The sequence below is a fragment of the Lelliottia sp. JS-SCA-14 genome, from assembly GCF_035593345.1.
GTDB classification, from domain to species: Bacteria; Pseudomonadota; Gammaproteobacteria; order Enterobacterales; family Enterobacteriaceae; genus Enterobacter; species Enterobacter wanjuensis.
The window spans coordinates 1493024-1509521 of record NZ_CP141606.1 but is presented as its reverse complement, the minus strand read 5'-3'; the positions used below and the strand labels follow the sequence as shown (position 1 = coordinate 1509521).

Below are 16498 nucleotides of genomic sequence, written 5' to 3'. Positions count from 1 at the left end.
TGTATCCTTAAATTATTCGACGTTCAGCGCGTCATTCACCAGATCTTGCTGTTGCTTCTGGTGAACGGACATATACCCTACCGCCGGAGAGGCGGAGGCCGGGCGACCTGCGTAACGCAGGGCGGACCCAAATGGAATCACATCACGGAAATGATGCTGGCTGCAGTACCATGCGCCCTGGTTGAGCGGCTCTTCCTGGCACCAGACAAAATCATGCACGTGTGCGTACGGTTTCAACGCTTCCTGCACCGACTGATGCGGGAACGGATAAAGCTGCTCGATACGCACGATGGCGACATCTTTCTGATCTTTCTTGCGGCGCTGTTCCAGCAGGTCGAAATAAACCTTACCAGAACACATCACCACGCGCTTCACGCCTTGCGGATCGAGGTCATCAATCTCGCCAATCGCGGGCTGGAAGGTGCCGTTCGCCAGCTCATCGAGGCTGGACACGGCCAGCGGATGACGCAGCAGGGATTTCGGCGACATCACTACCAGCGGACGACGCATACCGCGCAGCGCCTGACGACGCAGCATGTGGTAAACCTGAGCTGGGGTAGATGGCACGCAAACCTGCATGTTCTGCTCAGCGCAGAGCTGCAGATAACGCTCCAGACGCGCGGAGGAGTGCTCAGGACCCTGCCCTTCGTAGCCGTGCGGCAGGAGCATCACCAGGCCACACATACGGCCCCATTTCTGCTCGCCGGAGCTGATGAACTGGTCGATCACCACCTGCGCGCCGTTGGCGAAGTCACCGAACTGGGCTTCCCAGATGGTCAGGGTGCGAGGTTCTGCGGTGGCATAGCCGTATTCGAACGCCAGAACGGCTTCTTCAGACAGCACGGAGTCCCAGACCTTGAACTGGCCCTGACCGTTATGCACGTGCTGCAGCGGAGTGTAAGTGGAACCGTTGGTCTGGTTGTGAATGACCGCATGACGGTGGAAGAAGGTCCCACGGCCCGCATCTTCACCGGACAGACGCACCGGAATACCTTCGTCAACCAGCGTTGCGTAGGCCAGATTCTCTGCGCCGCCCCAGTCGAACAGCTTCTCACCGGACGCCATGGACTGACGGTCGGAGTAGATTTTCTGCACGCGGGACTGCATCTCAATCGCTTCTGGTACGGTGCTGATGCGTTTCGCCAGCTCCTGCAGACGCTTCATCTCGACCTTGTTCGGGTAGCTCTCATCCCACTCGTGGTTGAGGTACGGCGACCAGGTAAAGGAGTGCATATTCATCGGACGCAACTCTTTCACCACGCACTCGCCGGCATCCAGCGCGTCGCGGTAAAGGTTAACCAGCTCGGTGGCATCTTCGAGGGTCGCGATTTTGTCAGCTTCCAGTTTGTCGGCGTAGATTTTACGCGGCGTTGGATGCTTTTTAATTTTCTGGTACATCAGCGGCTGGGTTGCACTCGGCTCGTCCGCTTCGTTATGGCCGTGACGGCGATAGCAGAACAGGTCGATAAACACATCGCGTTTGAAGGTGTTACGGAAGTCCAGCGCCAGGCGGGTCACGAAAGCGACCGCTTCCGGGTCATCCGCGTTCACGTGGAAGATCGGCGCCTGAACCATTTTACCGATGTCAGTACAGTACGGCGTGGAGCGCGCATCCAGTGGGTTAGAGGTCGTGAAGCCCACCTGGTTGTTAATCACGATGCGAACGGTACCGCCCACTTCGTAACCGCGCGCTTTGGACATGTTCAGGGTCTCCTGAACAACGCCCTGCCCGGTCACCGCCGCATCACCGTGAATGGTGATTGGCAGCACTTTATTGCTGCTTGGCTCGTCCAGTCTGTCCAGACGCGCGCGCACGGAACCGATAACCACTGGGCTGACGATCTCCAGGTGCGACGGGTTAAACGCCAGCGCCAGGTGGACGAGACCACCGTTGGTTTCGATATCCGATGAGAAGCCCATGTGGTACTTCACGTCACCGGTACCGAGGTGTTCTTTATGTTTGCCCGCGAATTCGTCGAACAGGTCCTGCGGTTTTTTACCCAGCACGTTAACCAGTACGTTCAGACGACCACGGTGCGCCATACCCAGCACCACTTCACGGGTGCCGCTGTTGCCCGCATGACGGATCAGCTCTTTCAGCATTGGCACTAAGGCGTCGCCGCCTTCGAGGGAGAAGCGTTTTGCACCCGGGAATTTCGCACCGAGGTAACGCTCCAGACCTTCTGCTGCGGTCAGTTCGCTCAGGAAGCGTTTTTTCTCTTCAACGCTAAAGCTGGCGTGGCCGGTTACCGATTCGATGCGCTGCTGGATCCAGCGTTTTTCATCGGTGGAGGTGATGTGCATGTACTCGGCGCCGATGGAGCCGCAGTAAGTTTGTTTGAGCGCCTCAAGCAGCTCTCCCAGCTTCATCGTGTCTTTGCCGCTGGCAAAGGAGCCGACGTTAAAGCTTTCCTGGAAATCCGCCTCGGTCAGATCGTGATACGCCGGATCAAGATCCGCCACACGTTCTTGTTTCCACAGTCCCAGCGGATCGAGGTTCGCATGCTGGTGACCACGGAAGCGATAAGCATTGATGAGCTGCAGGACTTTAACCTGCTTCACATTGGTGTCAGGGTCAGAGATCGAGGAAGAGTAACGTGAGGCATCCTTCGCCAGACGACGGAAATAATCACGTGTTTTGGAATGGAATTGATCCGGTTTGACCCCAGTGCCAGGTAACTGCTGGAACATGGAACGCCAGTTAGCGTCCACTGAGTCAGGATCGGTTAAGAAGTCTTCATAGAGCTGTTCGATCCAGCTTTGGTTTGCACCAGAGAGGAAAGAAGAGTCCAGCCAGGCTTTCATTGCGCCGTTCTGCATCGTGATCCCTTAAGCATTTTTATGCTTATTTCGCCGTAGAAACTACCACGCACACCTCGTGTACGTGCCGGGGTTCACCTGCGAGCTCTTATGTTGTCTTGGGCTCGCGAAGGAACCTTTAAAAACTGTCTGCACTTCAGGGCAGTTTTTAGAGGTTTCCTACAATTTATCTTTGCCCGGTGGCGCTCCGCTTACCGGGCCTACTTTACGTAGGCCGGATAAGCGAAGCGCCATCCGGCGGTGTTACTTAAGCACTGCGCTGCAACAGCATCGACTTAATATGGCCGATGGCGCGCGTCGGGTTCAGCCCCTTAGGACATACACTGACGCAGTTCATGATGCTATGGCAGCGGAATACGCTGAAAGCATCACTCAACCCTTCGAGACGGCTGTCGGTTTCGGTATCGCGGCTGTCAATCAGGAAGCGATACGCGGCCAGCAGGCCAGCCGGGCCGATAAACTTGTCCGGGTTCCACCAGAACGACGGGCAAGAGGTCGAACAGCATGCACAGAGAATACACTCATACAGACCATCGAGTTTTTCACGCTGCTCTGGCGACTGTAAATGCTCGCGAGCGGGTGGATTTTGCCCATTATTCAACAAGTAAGGCTTAATCTTCTCATATTGTGCATAGAATTGCCCCATGTCCACCACCAAATCGCGAACGACCGGCAGGCCAGGCAGAGGACGGATCACAATTTTCTGCCCCGCACGCTGCAACGCCGAAATCGGGGTGATACAGGCCAGGCCATTTTTGCCGTTCATGTTCACGCCGTCGGAGCCACAGACCCCTTCACGGCAGGAGCGACGGAACGACAGTGTCGGGTCTTTTTCTTTCAGCTGCATTAAGGCATCAAGCAGCATCATGTCGCGACCTTCTTCCGCTTCCAGGGTGTAATCCTGCATATGCGGAGCGTCATCAACATCCGGGTTATAACGATAAACTGAGAATTCGAGTTTCATTATCCTGTCTCCGCATTAATAGGTACGAATCTTCGGCGGGAACGCCGGACGCAGTTTCGGCTCCATGTTGACGCTACGACGCGTCATTGATTCCGACTCTGGCAGATACAGGGAATGGCACAGCCAGTTTTCATCGTCACGATCCGGGAAGTCGAAGCGGCTATGGGCGCCACGGCTTTCGGTACGGAAGTTTGCGGAGACGGCCGTTGCATAGGCGGTTTCCATCAGGTTATCCAGCTCCAGGCACTCGACGCGCTGGGTGTTGAACTCGCTGGAAGTATCGTCCAGACGGGCGTTTTTGAGGCGCTCGCGGATCGCTTTCAGCTGCTCAAGCCCTTTGGCCATCGCATCGCCTTCGCGGAAGACCGAGAAGTTGTGCTGCATACACTCTTGCAGCGCTTTGCGAATTTCCACCGGATCTTCGCCGTCGCGGTTGCCGTTCCAGCGGTTAAGACGCTCAAGGGAAGCTTCAATGTTAGCCTCGGAGGCATCGCGCAGGTCGCCCTGCTCGGCGATAGATTCCTGCAGATGCAGGCCAACCGCACGACCAAACACCACCAGGTCGAGCAGCGAGTTGCCGCCCAGACGGTTCGCACCGTGGACCGATACGCAGGCGATTTCGCCGACGGCGAACAGGCCAGGAATCACCACGTCTTCGCCCTGCTCGTTCACGGTCAGCGCCTGACCGGTCACTTTGGTCGGAATACCGCCCATCATATAGTGGCAGGTTGGGATAACCGGAATTGGCTCTTTTACCGGGTCAACGTGCGCGAAGGTGCGCGACAGCTCCAGGATGCCCGGCAGACGGGATTCCAGAACTTCTTTACCCAGGTGATCCAGTTTCAGTTTCGCGTGCGGGCCCCACGGACCATCGCAGCCGCGACCTTCACGGATTTCGATCATGATGGAACGCGCCACCACGTCACGACCCGCCAGGTCTTTCGCATTCGGGGCATAACGCTCCATGAAGCGCTCGCCGTGTTTGTTCAGCAGGTAACCACCTTCACCACGGCAGCCTTCTGTCACCAGAACGCCAGCACCGGCGATGCCGGTCGGGTGGAACTGCCACATTTCCATATCCTGCACAGGCACGCCCGCGCGGATCGCCATACCTACGCCGTCGCCGGTGTTGATGTGGGCGTTGGTGGTGGACTGATAAATACGGCCTGCGCCGCCGGTCGCCAGCACGGTCGCGCGGGCTTTGAAGTAAACCACTTCACCGGTTTCGATGCACAGAGCGGTACACCCGACCACTGCGCCATCTTCATTTTTCACCAGATCCAGCGCATACCACTCGGAGAAAATAGTGGTGTGGTTTTTCAGGTTCTGCTGATACAGGGTGTGCAGCAGTGCGTGACCGGTACGGTCAGCCGCTGCCGCAGTACGTGCCGCCTGCTCGCCGCCGAAGTTTTTCGACTGGCCGCCAAACGGACGCTGATAAATGGTGCCATCTTCCAGGCGGGAGAACGGCAGGCCCATGTGGTCCAGCTCCAGAATCGCTTCCGGGCCGGTCTTACACATATATTCGATGGCGTCCTGGTCACCGATATAATCGGAACCTTTTACCGTGTCATACATATGCCATTCCCAGTTATCTTCATGGGTATTACCGAGCGCCACGGTGATACCACCCTGGGCTGATACGGTATGGGAACGGGTCGGGAAGACTTTAGAGAGCAGCGCACAGGTCTGGCCGCTCTGGGAAATTTGCAGCGCCGCGCGCATACCTGCGCCACCGGCACCAATCACAACAGCATCAAATTCTCTGACTGGCAGTTTCATCACACACCCCACACCACAACAAATCCATAAATAACGTAAACCACCAGAGCGACAACAATCAGGAGTTGCAGCGGCAAGCGAATAGCCAGCGGTTTAACGTAATCGGTCAACACCTGCCACATGCCAATCCAGGCATGAATAAGGATGGAGAACAGAGCCAGCAGGGTGAACACTTTGGTGAAGGCAGATCCGAAGAACCCGCTCCAGATCTCCCACGTCAGCTCGCCGCTGGTCGCGAAGAAACCGATCATGTAGATGATGTAAAGCGTGAGGACGATGGCGGTAGCGCGGACCAGAATGAAGTCATGTACGCCGTTGCGTCCTAATGCGGAGGCGTTGCTTACCATACGAGGACTCCTGCAAGAATTGAGAGCACGACTGTAATCACAAAGGAAATATTGGCAGAGCGTTTCCCTGCTTCAAAAGTCTCTTCCAGATAGCCAAAGTCCATCATCAGATGGCGAACGCCAACCACAACGTGGTATGCCAGCGCGGTGAGAATGCCCCACATGATAAATTTCACGAAGAAGCTGCTCATAATGGCAGAGGCCTGGAGGAATCCTTCAGGAGAAGAGAGGCTGGTCCCCAGTAACCACAGCAGAATACCCACTGCCACGAACGTAATCACACCGGAGACACGGTGGAGAATGGACGCTATTGCCGTTACGGGGAATCGGATCGTTTTGAGATCCAGATTGACAGGTCTTTGTTTTTTCACATTTCTTATCATGAATAACGCCCACATGCTGTTCTTATTGTTTCCTTCCTCCGGTCTGCGTGCGGGTCAAGCAGCGTCCTTTCTATAACTACGCGTCATGGTAAACATTGCTTCCAAATGCTAAAACGACACGTTACAACGCTGGGTGGCTCGGGATTGCAGGGTGTTCCGGAGACCTGGCGGCAGTATAGGTCGTTCACAAAACCATTACAATTAACCTACATACAGTTTGTCGGGTTTTATGCGGAACAGTGATCAGAGTCACGATAACAACATTATTTTAAATTTTAATCATCGGATTTGACAAAGATTAAACATTATTGTTACAAACAACAGCAGAAAAGGCATATAATGCGCAAAAGTTATGAGGTCTCTCTTTCACCTGAGATTTAGTTATGTAACAGTGTGATGGTATTGACCGAAGTTATCAGGACAGTTATTAGTGATATACAGGTTTGAATAATTCGGACTGCGAAGACACTGATTTGCTGTTGTTTCTCTGATTTTTCATTCGTTTACCTGCAAGGCGCCATAGCTCTGTACCCTGGTTTCTCCTCGCGAGCTGAGCGGCAAGCCAAATAACAAACTGGTAACGATGTGATAAACAGCTGAAAGCGAATCCGTTTTAAACACGCAGGCATTCGAGCTAGATCAAGGCGGCAAGCCAGAGAATCCCTGGGAGCATAGATAACTATGTGACATGGGTTCGAGGGCGCAGCCAACGCAGAGCTAGCTTGAAGGACTAAGTGTTTCGTGGTCTTAAGCATAAGGCGCTAAGGAGACCGTAAATGGCTGATACAAAGGCAAAGCTCACCCTAAACGGTGACACTGCTATTGAACTGGATGTGCTAAAAGGCACGCTCGGTCAGGATGTTATTGATATCCGTACTCTGGGTTCTAAAGGGGTATTTACCTTTGACCCTGGCTTCACCTCCACCGCATCTTGCGAATCCAAAATCACCTATATCGACGGTGACGAAGGTATCCTGCTCCACCGCGGTTTCCCCATCGATCAGTTAGCCACCGAATCCAACTATCTGGAAGTGTGCTACATCCTGCTGAACGGCGAAAAACCGACGCAGGAACAGTACGATGAATTCAGAACCACCGTCACCCGCCACACCATGATTCATGAGCAGATTACCCGTCTGTTCCATGCATTCCGTCGTGATTCGCATCCGATGGCCGTGATGTGTGGGATTACCGGTGCGCTGGCGGCGTTCTACCACGACTCCCTGGACGTGAATAACCCACGCCATCGCGATATCGCGGCATTCCGTCTGCTGTCCAAAATGCCAACCATGGCGGCGATGTGTTACAAATATTCCATCGGTCAGCCATTTGTTTACCCGCGTAACGACCTCTCCTATTCAGGCAACTTCCTGAACATGATGTTCTCCACACCGTGCGAAACCTACGAGGTGAACCCGGTGCTTGAGCGCGCAATGGACCGTATTCTGATCCTGCACGCTGACCACGAACAGAACGCATCGACCTCTACCGTCCGTACCGCAGGCTCTTCAGGCGCGAACCCGTTCGCCTGTATCGCTGCCGGTATCGCCTCCCTGTGGGGACCGGCGCACGGTGGCGCGAACGAAGCGGCACTGAAGATGCTGGAAGAGATCAGCTCCGTTGAGCACATTCCTGAGTTCGTGCGTCGTGCGAAAGACAAAAACGACTCCTTCCGCCTGATGGGCTTCGGTCACCGTGTTTACAAAAACTATGACCCACGCGCGACCGTCATGCGTGAAACCTGCCACGAAGTGCTGAAAGAGCTGGGTACTAAAGATGATCTGCTGGAAGTGGCGATGGAGCTGGAACATATCGCGCTGAACGACCCGTACTTCATCGAGAAGAAACTGTACCCGAACGTCGATTTCTACTCTGGCATTATTCTGAAAGCGATGGGCATTCCGTCTTCCATGTTCACCGTGATCTTCGCGATGGCGCGTACCGTCGGCTGGATTGCCCACTGGAACGAAATGCACAGCGAAGGCATGAAAATCGCGCGTCCGCGTCAGCTGTATACCGGCTACGACCAGCGTGATTTTAAGTCTGATGTGAAGAAGAAGTAAGAATCAGCCCGGTCATGTACCGGGCTCATGTTCGAATGTAGGCCGGGTAAGGCGCAGCCGCCACCCGGCTTTTTTTATTCCTGCGCAGGAATTGCCGGGCGGCACTGCGTTTGCCCGGCCTACGGTAATAACTCAGCCGTATATATCTTTTGTAGGCCGGGTAAGGCGCAGCCGCCACCCGGCTTTTTTATTTCCGCGCAGGCATTGCCGGGCGGCACTGCGTTTGCCCGGCCTACGGTAGTAACCCAGCCGTGTATATCCTTTGTAGGCCGGGTAAGGCGCAGCCGCCACCCGGCTTTTTTACTTCTGGCACTGCGGGCACCAATAGAATGGCCGCGACGATAACATCGTTCGCTCAATCGCCCCGCCACACCGCTCGCACGGCTTCCCTTCGCGATGAAACACCTTAAAACGGAACAACGCCCCGTGATGTTTATTCTCATCGACCACGCCGCGCGTGTTGTAGGAGAGACGAGGAATATCCAGCAGCGCGTGAGACAGGGCATCAAGCTGAACCTCATTGAGCTGAGACGCCTTACATTGTCCTGCCAGACCCACTTCCCACAGAATTTCGACGCGCAAATAGTTGCCTAACCCGGCGAGAAACGCCTGGTCGAGCAGCAGCCCGGAAAACTGGCGATTGCGAAACGCGGGCGACAACAGCCGGGCTTTCACCTCGTCTGCCGTCAGACGCAAATCCAGCACATCCGGCCCCACCCGCTGCAGGAACGGGTGAGTGAGCAGTTGCTCCGGCGTTAACATCTCAATATCCGAGGCGCTGTAGAGCAAAATGGCCTTCTCCGCCGTCTGCAATCTGACGCGCAACACCCGGTTGGTTTGTAACTGCTCACCCACATTAATCACCCGCCAGACGCCATAAAGCTGATTATGGCTATATAACGTCAGGTTATGGGTGAAATGTGTCAGCAGGGCTTTGCCGCGCGTCTCGATATGGGTCACGCTTTGCCCGATAAGCTGAGCTTCATAGGGTTTTAACTGAGGGAAAGCAAACCACGCATCGGTGAGTGGTTTGCCCTTTATCGCCGCCTCCAGGCTATCCGCCGCGCGGCGGATCTCCGGACCTTCTGGCATCTTTGCTCCTTTGTTAGTGCGTCGCGCCGCCCACGATTTTGACGTCATCCGTCTGGCGCAGCGCCACTTCAATCGCCACGATCAGCGCCGCTTTCACCGTCTGCGCCGCCATGCTCGGTGCGCCCGGATGGGCTGCGGCCTGTTCCGGCAGGTAAGGGATATGGATAAACCCGCCCTTCACCTCCGCGCTGTCGCTGATTTTATGCAGCAATCCGTACATCACGTGGTTGCAGACGAAGGTTCCCGCCGTCTGGGAAACAGACGCCGGAATGCCGCTCTCGCGCATCGCCGCCACCGTCGCCTTGATCGGAAGCCGGGTAAACCACGCCGCCGGACCGCCCGGTACAATGGGCACATCAATCGGCTGCTGGCCGCGATTATCCGGGATCCGCGCATCGTCCACGTTGATGGCAACACGCTCGATGGTGACATCCACGCGCCCGCCCGCCTGTCCAACGGCAATCACCACCGCCGGATTCAGTTCATCGATCGCCGCGTTTAGCACGCTTAAGGACTCGCCAAACACGCAGGGAAGCTGGCGCGTCACCACGCGACAGCGGTCGATAATACTTCCCTCAAGCTGGCTGACCACTTCCCAGGAAGGGTTAACGGTCTCGCCGCCAAAGGGCTCAAAACCGGTGACTAATACATAACGCATCGTCTCTCCTTACAGGAACATCAGGAAATAGAGCAGGAACACGTTGGCAATCAGGAGCAACACGCCGGTCGGCACCTGCGCTTTGATCACCGCATTTTTATCCGGCAGCTCCAGCAGCGCGGCGGGCACGATGTTAAAGTTCGCCGCCATCGGCGTCATCAACGTGCCACAGTAGCCGGAGAACATACCGATCGCCGCCATTACCGCCGGGTTACCGCCGTGCTGCAGCACCAGAATCGGAATACCGATCCCCGCCGTCACAATCGGGAACGCCGCGAATGCATTGCCCATCACCATGGTGAGCAGCGCCATGCCGATGGCATACACCGCCACGGCGATAAAGCGGCTGTCCACAGCCAGATAGGTTTTCGTCAGCCAGGAGATGCCGTCGCCCACGCCCGCGGCGGTAAACAGCAGGCCCAGGGTGGCGAGAATTTGCGGCAGGATAAACGCCCAGCCGATGGAGTCCAGCAGACGGCGCGCCTCCTGCAGGGGCTGATGCACTTTCTCGTGCGTCATTTTGACCGCCATCGCCAGGCCAATCAGCGACCCGACGGTCATGGAGAAGAGCGTCACCAGCGTCGAGTGATTCCCCGGCCCAAACAGACCTTCCTGCAGTCCTGGCACATGGTTGAACATCAGCACGCCCACCACCGTCACCACCGGAATGGCGAGCGCCGGATAGAACAGTCGGTTGCCGAGCCGCTTCGCGCTGGCCTCCCGCTCTTCGGGTTTACGCTGGTGATAGCTGCCGAGCTTCACGCCGCCAAAACCGGCGATCAGCGCCAGGCCGACAACGGCCACGCCGACGGCGATATGCACCGTGCGTTTATCGCCCACCAGCTGATAGGTCCAGTCACCGAGGAGGAAAATCAGGCCGTAGACGCCCCAGAACAGGCCGGTAGTGATGCGTCTGGGGTTGGCTTTATCGCGAAATGACATCACCGCAACGATCAGCAGGACCAGCCCTGCCAGCCAGTAGAGATAGCTTTGCTGGAAATTCATGATGCATCTCCCTGCGAATGAGCGGTTTTCGCCAGCTCGCGCTCAAGATGCTTATCCAGCCGCCACAGGCGGGTGGCGTGAATGATGAAGGCACAGATCGCCGTCGGAATCCCCCACAGGGCAATGTGCAGCGGCTCGGTCTGAATCCCGCCTGACTCCAGCATAAAGTTATGCATAAAGATAATCGCCCCGAAAGCGACGAAGATATCCTCGCCGAAGAACAGCCCGACGTTGTCCGTCGCCGCCGACATCGCCCGCAGGCGATAGCGCACCGCGCCCGGCAGCTCGCCGTATTTTTTCTCCGCCGCACCCTCTGCCATCGGTGCCAGCAGCGGTCGCACCATCTGCGGATGCCCGCCGAGACTGGTCAGGCCCATCGCTGCCGTGGCCTCGCGCACGAAGAGATAGACAATCAGCAAGCGCCCTGCCGTCGCGCTGTGGATTTTAGCGATCCACGCCTGGGCGCGCTCTTTCAGTCCGTGGCGTTCGAGCAAGCCGATAACGGCTAAAGGAATCAGAAGGATATAGGGCAGGTTACGGGTATTCAGGAACCCTTCGCCCAGCTTTTCAAGGATGGTGGCGATGGGCATATGCGCCGCCACGCCGGTGACAATCCCGGCGACTATGACCACCAGCACCGGATTAAAACGTAAGATAAACCCGACCACGATCACCGCAATACCGATGAGTGGCCAGAGCGATAGCGTCTCTGCCATTTTTTCTTCCTGTCGTTGTTTAGCGTTATGTTGTGTTTGCTTTTGTGCGTTATGCACTGATTTTTATATTATTTAACTCAAATTCTTTGCGCAAGCGACGAGCAAATTCCAGGGCGTGTTCCCCGTCGCCGTGCAGGCAAACGGTCTGCGCATGTACGGTGGCCCATTCGCCGCTGATGCTTTTCACCTGGCTGCGCTGGACCATCTCCAGAGTTTGCGCCAGCGCCTGCTCTTCATCGGCAATCAGCGCCCCCGGCTCGCTTCGCGGAACCAGACTGCCGTCGGCGCGATAGCCGCGATCGGCAAACACCTCTTCGCGGGTAGCGAGTCCGTAACGCTCTCCGACGCGGATCAGTTCGCTTCCCGCCAGCCCGACCAGAATCAGGCCGCTGTCGACGTCATGCACCGCGCGGGCAATCGCGTCAGCCAGCTGCGCGTCTTTTGCCGCCTGGTTGTAGAGCATTCCGTGGGGTTTCACGTGTCGCAGTTGCCCCCCTTCGGCGCGGGCAATCGCCGCCAGCGCACCAATCTGGTACAGCATCTGGGCGTAGACCGTCTCCGGCGGCAGGTTCATGGCCGTGCGCCCGAAGTTCTCCCGGTCGGGAAAGCTCGGATGCGCGCCAATCGCCACGCCGTTTTTTAACGCCTCGCGCACGCTCTCGCGCATGGTCTGCGCATCCCCGGCGTGAAATCCGCAGGCGATATTCGCCGACGAGACCAGCGTCAGTAACTCGGCGTCGCTCCCGCAGCCTTCGCCCAGATCCGCATTTAAATCAACGACGATCATTCAACCTCCATGCCAGTTGTTCGATGAACTGCTTCTGCACGCGCCGCGCCTCCAGCGCCTCTTCCAGCGTACAGGCCACAAAATGGATCGGCTGCCCGAGCGGGATTTGCGCCAGATGGTACATGTCCGCCTCAATAATGCAGGCGATGCGCGGATAGCCGCCGGTGGTCTGGGCATCATTCATCAGGATAATCGGCTGACCGTTGCCCGGCACCTGGATCACCCCCGGCAGCAGGCCATGAGAGACCAGTTCGCGATCCGTGGTACGAGCCAGCTGCTGGCCCTGCAGACGGTAACCCATGCGGTTACTCTGCGGGCTGAGCTGCCACGGCAGACGCCAGAAGGCATCCTGCGAGGCCTGATCAAACTCGTGATACTCCGGCCCCGGCAGGGCGCGGATCCGGTTGCTCCACAGCAGCTGTTTCACGCCCTGGGCTTCGGCGAAGTCACGCGACGGCTCGCCCAGCGGCAGGTTGTCGCCATCCTTCAGCAGTCGTCCTTCGAAGCCGCCAATACCGGTTTTGAGATCGGTGCTGTAAGAGTTCATCACCTGGGGGACATCAATTCCTCCGCTGACCGCCAGATAGCTGCGCATACCGTGCTGCGGGCGGTGGAGCGTCAGGCGCTGTCCGGCTTTCACCTGCAAGCGCCAGCCGGTCCAGACCGCCGCGCCGTCCAGCGTCGCGTCACAGCCTGCGCCCGTCAGGGCAAACCAGCCGTCGCGGGCAAACTCAAAACTACACTGCCCGAGGGTTATCTCCAGCGCCGCGGCATTGGCCTCGTTGCCCACCAGCAGGTTGGCAATCTGTAGCGCCGGTTTGTCCAGCGCGCCGCAGTAGCTGATCCCGGACTGACGCAACCCCGTGCGACCGCCGTCCTGCACCGAGGTGTATAACCCTGCGCGAATGACCTTCAACATACCCCCTCCTTCTGCGGCACGAACCGCACGGTATCGCCCGGTCGCAACAGCACCGGCTCTTCGCGGTGAGCATCAAACAATGCCAGCGGGGTCAGGCCGATAAGCTGCCAGCCGCCCGGTGAGGCGAGTGGATAGATGCCGGTTTGCTGCCCGCCGATACCCACAGATCCCGCCGGAACCTGCAGGCGCGGCTCGCCGCGACGCGGGGTGTGAAGCTGCTCCGGCAGCCCGCCCAGGTAGGGAAAACCGGGCTGAAAGCCGAGGAACCACACCACGTAGTCCACCGAGGCGTGCAGTTCAACAACCTGTTTTTCCGACAACCCGGCGTGGCGCGCGACCTCGCCCAGATCCGGCCCCGCCTCTTTGCCGTACACCACCGGGATCTCGATAAAGCGCGACTCCGGCTCCAGCGCCTCGCTCTCTTCCCACCAGCGTTGTAAGCGCTCGATAGCGTCCAGCGCCACCGACTGCGGATTGCGCAGTACCACGGTAATGTTGTTCATCCCCGGAATGGCTTCCACCACTTCCGGGATTTCGGCCAGCCGCTGAGTTAAGCGCCAGATCCTTTTTTGCGTGGTGATCGTGACCGGAGGTTCCAGCTCCAGCACCACCGCCGTTTCGCCTAATAAATAACAACGCGCTCGCTGCACTTACGCACCTCTCATCAGGCAGGATTAGGGATATCAATAAAGGTCACATCGAGATCGGTATTTTCCGTCAGCCACTCGCTCAGGGCGCGAATGCCACCGCGTTCAGTGGCGTGGTGCCCCGCCGCGTAGAAATGCAAACCCTGCTCGCGGGCAGAGTGAATGGTCTGCTCGGAGACTTCACCGGTAATAAAGGCGTCGACGCCAAAGCGCGCGGCACTGTCGATAAAGCCCTGACCACCGCCGGTACACCACGCCACACGTTTCACGAGATCCGGGCCGGTGTCACCGCTCCAGAGTGGACGACGGCCCAGACGCGCCTCAATCCAGGAAGCAAGTTCCAGGCCAGGAACCGGCATCGAGAGTTCGCCCCACGGCACCAGGGGTTCGATTTCGCCCATCACGGTGATGCCGAGAAGCTGCGCGAGCTGGACGTTGTTACCCAGTTCCGGATGCGCATCCAGCGGCAGGTGCCAGCCGTACAGGTTGATGTCATTCGCCAGCAGAGTTTTCAGGCGGTTGCGCTTCATGCCGCGAATAATCGGCGCTTCGTTTTTCCAGAAATAACCGTGATGCACGATCACCGCATCCGCCTGCAGACGCACCGCTTCATCCAGCAAAGCCTGGCTCGCCGTGACGCCGGTGACAATCTTTTGCACCGTTTCACGCCCTTCCACCTGCAGGCCGTTTGGACCGTAGTCGCTGAAGCTGGCGCTGTTCAGCTTTTCATTGATTAAGGTTTCCAGTTCGCTGTTTTTCATCATCACTCTCTTACGCTTTGCGGGCGGCTTCATAGGCCGCCAGTGTGGCGACTCGCGCCTGTTTATGGTCAACAATCGGGCGTGGATAATCGAGCGTTTCGCCCGTTTTATCCGCCCACGCCCAGGGTTCATGAATGGATTTGCCCGGCACATCGGTCAATTCCGGCAGCCACTGGCGGATAAACTCGCCGGTCGCGTCAAATCGTTGGCCCTGAGTTGTCGGGTTAAATATACGAAAATAAGGTGCGGCGTCGGTTCCGGTCGAGGCCGCCCACTGCCAGCCGCCGTTGTTAGCCGCCAGATCGCCGTCGATCAGCTGGGAAATAAAATATCGCTCCCCGGCGCGCCAGTCGATCAGCAGGTCTTTCACCAGGAAGCTGGCGACGATCATCCGCAGGCGGTTGTGCATCCACCCCGTTTCGTTGAGCTGGCGCATCGCCGCATCGACAATCGGATAGCCCGTCTGACCGTTTTGCCACGCCTGTAATTGCTTGTCATCCTGCTGCCACTGCACCTTATCCGTCCAGCGGATGAAGGGGCGATGTTTACATAAATCAGGATGATAGGTCATCAGATGACGATAAAATTCGCGCCAGATCAGCTCGTTGAGCCACACCGCACCTGCGCCGCCGTCCAGCGCCTGCGGCTGCTCGGCCAGCAGGCGATGCAGACACTGGCGCGGGGAAAGCACGCCCAGCGCCAGGCACGCCGATAAACGGCTGGTGCCTTCGACGGCGGGGAAATCGCGCTGTTCTTCATACTCCGCGGCGTGGTCTTTGCAGAACTGGCGCAGCTGCGCAATCGCGGCTTTTTCGGTCGCGGGGAAGTGGTCCGGGTCGAAATCGGTCTGGGGGTAATCGAAGTTGAGATCGCTGGAAACAGTCAACGCCGCTCCGCGAGACGCAGGCGCGGCTACGCACTCCGGCAGCCCCTCTTTCAGGCGTTTCAGATACGCGTTTTTGAACGGGGTAAAGACTTTATACATCTCGTGACTGCCGGTCATGACGCTGCCGGGCGGCAACATCACGCTGTCGTCAAAGCCCTGGCAGACGACCGTATCCAGCCGTTTTTCCAGCTCCCGGTCGCGCTGTTGTTCGTTGAATTCGTACTGGTAGTTGTAAAAAAGATGGGTGACGTCATGCTCGTCGCAGACTTGCTGAACCTTTTCGCTCTGCGCGGCAAAGTCGTTCACCTCGGCATAAATCAGGGGAATCCCCTTCTGTGCCAGGCCTTGCTGCAGCTCGTTAAGATGCGCGCGCAGATACGCCGCCTGTCGCGGCGCCATGCCGTGCTCACGCCACTGTTCGGGCGTGGCGATAAACAGGGCCAGCACGCGGGCGTGTTGCGACCGGCAGGCCGCAGCGAGCGCGATGTTGTCATGAAGGCGCAGATCCGCGCGAAACCAGACCAGATGCGTGGTCATAACACTCCTGAATAATTGTCCATAACCTAAGCGTAGCGTTTCTGACCGCAGGCCGAAACCGCGTCGTCACTCCCTTAAACGGCGAGATGACGAACTCTATAATGTTTAAGTTATGTTACAGGAGCAAGTGT

Annotated in this window: 15 protein-coding genes; 1 reads left to right on the top strand and 14 read right to left on the bottom strand. The window is 57.4% G+C overall.

What is annotated here, in order from left to right:
- Nucleotides 1–12: 12 nt before the first annotated feature.
- The 5 genes from sucA to sdhC all read right to left on the bottom strand — a co-directional run bounded on the left by sucA (nucleotide 13) and on the right by sdhC (nucleotide 6311).
- Nucleotides 13–2820: a 2-oxoglutarate dehydrogenase E1 component gene (gene sucA, locus U9O48_RS07075; RefSeq protein ID WP_282494099.1), complete on the bottom strand. Its 2808-nt coding sequence runs from the start codon at nucleotides 2818–2820 to the stop codon at nucleotides 13–15.
- Between the two features lie 247 nt (nucleotides 2821–3067).
- Nucleotides 3068–3784, bottom strand: a complete 717-nt coding sequence (locus U9O48_RS07070) for a succinate dehydrogenase iron-sulfur subunit (RefSeq protein ID WP_103948365.1) — start codon at nucleotides 3782–3784, stop codon at nucleotides 3068–3070.
- Nucleotides 3785–3799: 15 nt separating this feature from the next.
- Nucleotides 3800–5566, bottom strand: a complete 1767-nt coding sequence (gene sdhA, locus U9O48_RS07065; RefSeq protein WP_285149038.1) for a succinate dehydrogenase flavoprotein subunit — start codon at nucleotides 5564–5566, stop codon at nucleotides 3800–3802.
- On the bottom strand, nucleotides 5566–5913 hold the full coding sequence (gene sdhD / locus U9O48_RS07060; RefSeq protein ID WP_095281269.1) for a succinate dehydrogenase membrane anchor subunit: 348 nt from the start codon (nucleotides 5911–5913) through the stop codon (nucleotides 5566–5568). The genes sdhA and sdhD overlap by 1 nt, the downstream gene beginning before the upstream one ends.
- On the bottom strand, nucleotides 5907–6311 hold the full coding sequence (gene sdhC / locus U9O48_RS07055; RefSeq protein ID WP_282494102.1) for a succinate dehydrogenase cytochrome b556 subunit: 405 nt from the start codon (nucleotides 6309–6311) through the stop codon (nucleotides 5907–5909). The genes sdhD and sdhC overlap by 7 nt, the downstream gene beginning before the upstream one ends.
- A 761-nt stretch (nucleotides 6312–7072) precedes the next feature.
- Between sdhC and U9O48_RS07050 the strand changes: the two genes are divergently transcribed.
- A complete protein-coding gene (locus tag U9O48_RS07050) occupies nucleotides 7073–8359 on the top strand; it encodes a citrate synthase (protein ID WP_282494103.1) in 1287 nt (428 codons plus the stop codon).
- A gap of 300 nt (nucleotides 8360–8659) precedes the next feature.
- Here the strand turns inward: U9O48_RS07050 and nei are convergent, their stop codons facing one another.
- Genes nei through phrB form a run of 9 tightly spaced genes read right to left on the bottom strand, consistent with a single transcriptional unit; the run spans nucleotide 8660 to nucleotide 16367 of the window.
- On the bottom strand, nucleotides 8660–9451 hold the full coding sequence (gene nei, locus U9O48_RS07045) for an endonuclease VIII (RefSeq protein ID WP_324723934.1): 792 nt from the start codon (nucleotides 9449–9451) through the stop codon (nucleotides 8660–8662).
- Between the two features lie 13 nt (nucleotides 9452–9464).
- Complete coding sequence (gene pcp, locus U9O48_RS07040; protein ID WP_285149036.1) at nucleotides 9465–10109, bottom strand: pyroglutamyl-peptidase I; 645 nt, start codon at nucleotides 10107–10109, stop codon at nucleotides 9465–9467.
- Between the two features lie 9 nt (nucleotides 10110–10118).
- Complete coding sequence (locus U9O48_RS07035; protein ID WP_282494106.1) at nucleotides 10119–11114, bottom strand: DUF979 domain-containing protein; 996 nt, start codon at nucleotides 11112–11114, stop codon at nucleotides 10119–10121.
- Nucleotides 11111–11830 (bottom strand): DUF969 domain-containing protein, encoded by a 720-nt coding sequence (locus U9O48_RS07030; RefSeq protein ID WP_282494107.1) that lies wholly within the window; start codon nucleotides 11828–11830, stop codon nucleotides 11111–11113. Before U9O48_RS07030 ends, U9O48_RS07035 begins: the two co-directional genes overlap by 4 nt.
- Before the next feature lie 49 nt (nucleotides 11831–11879).
- The gene (gene pxpA / locus U9O48_RS07025) at nucleotides 11880–12614 is read right to left on the bottom strand and encodes a 5-oxoprolinase subunit PxpA (protein ID WP_324724385.1); all 735 of its coding nucleotides are present in this window, start codon (nucleotides 12612–12614) and stop codon (nucleotides 11880–11882) included.
- A complete protein-coding gene (pxpC, locus tag U9O48_RS07020; protein ID WP_324723933.1) occupies nucleotides 12604–13536 on the bottom strand; it encodes a 5-oxoprolinase subunit PxpC in 933 nt (310 codons plus the stop codon). The genes pxpA and pxpC overlap by 11 nt, the downstream gene beginning before the upstream one ends.
- Nucleotides 13530–14186, bottom strand: coding sequence for a 5-oxoprolinase subunit PxpB (pxpB, locus tag U9O48_RS07015; protein WP_282494110.1), 657 nt, complete (start codon nucleotides 14184–14186; stop codon nucleotides 13530–13532). The genes pxpC and pxpB overlap by 7 nt, the downstream gene beginning before the upstream one ends.
- A gap of 14 nt (nucleotides 14187–14200) precedes the next feature.
- A complete protein-coding gene (locus tag U9O48_RS07010; RefSeq protein WP_282494141.1) occupies nucleotides 14201–14944 on the bottom strand; it encodes a type 2 GTP cyclohydrolase I in 744 nt (247 codons plus the stop codon).
- A 10-nt stretch (nucleotides 14945–14954) separates the two neighbouring features.
- The gene (gene phrB, locus U9O48_RS07005; protein ID WP_324723932.1) at nucleotides 14955–16367 is read right to left on the bottom strand and encodes a deoxyribodipyrimidine photo-lyase; all 1413 of its coding nucleotides are present in this window, start codon (nucleotides 16365–16367) and stop codon (nucleotides 14955–14957) included.
- Nucleotides 16368–16498: the final 131 nt, after the last annotated feature.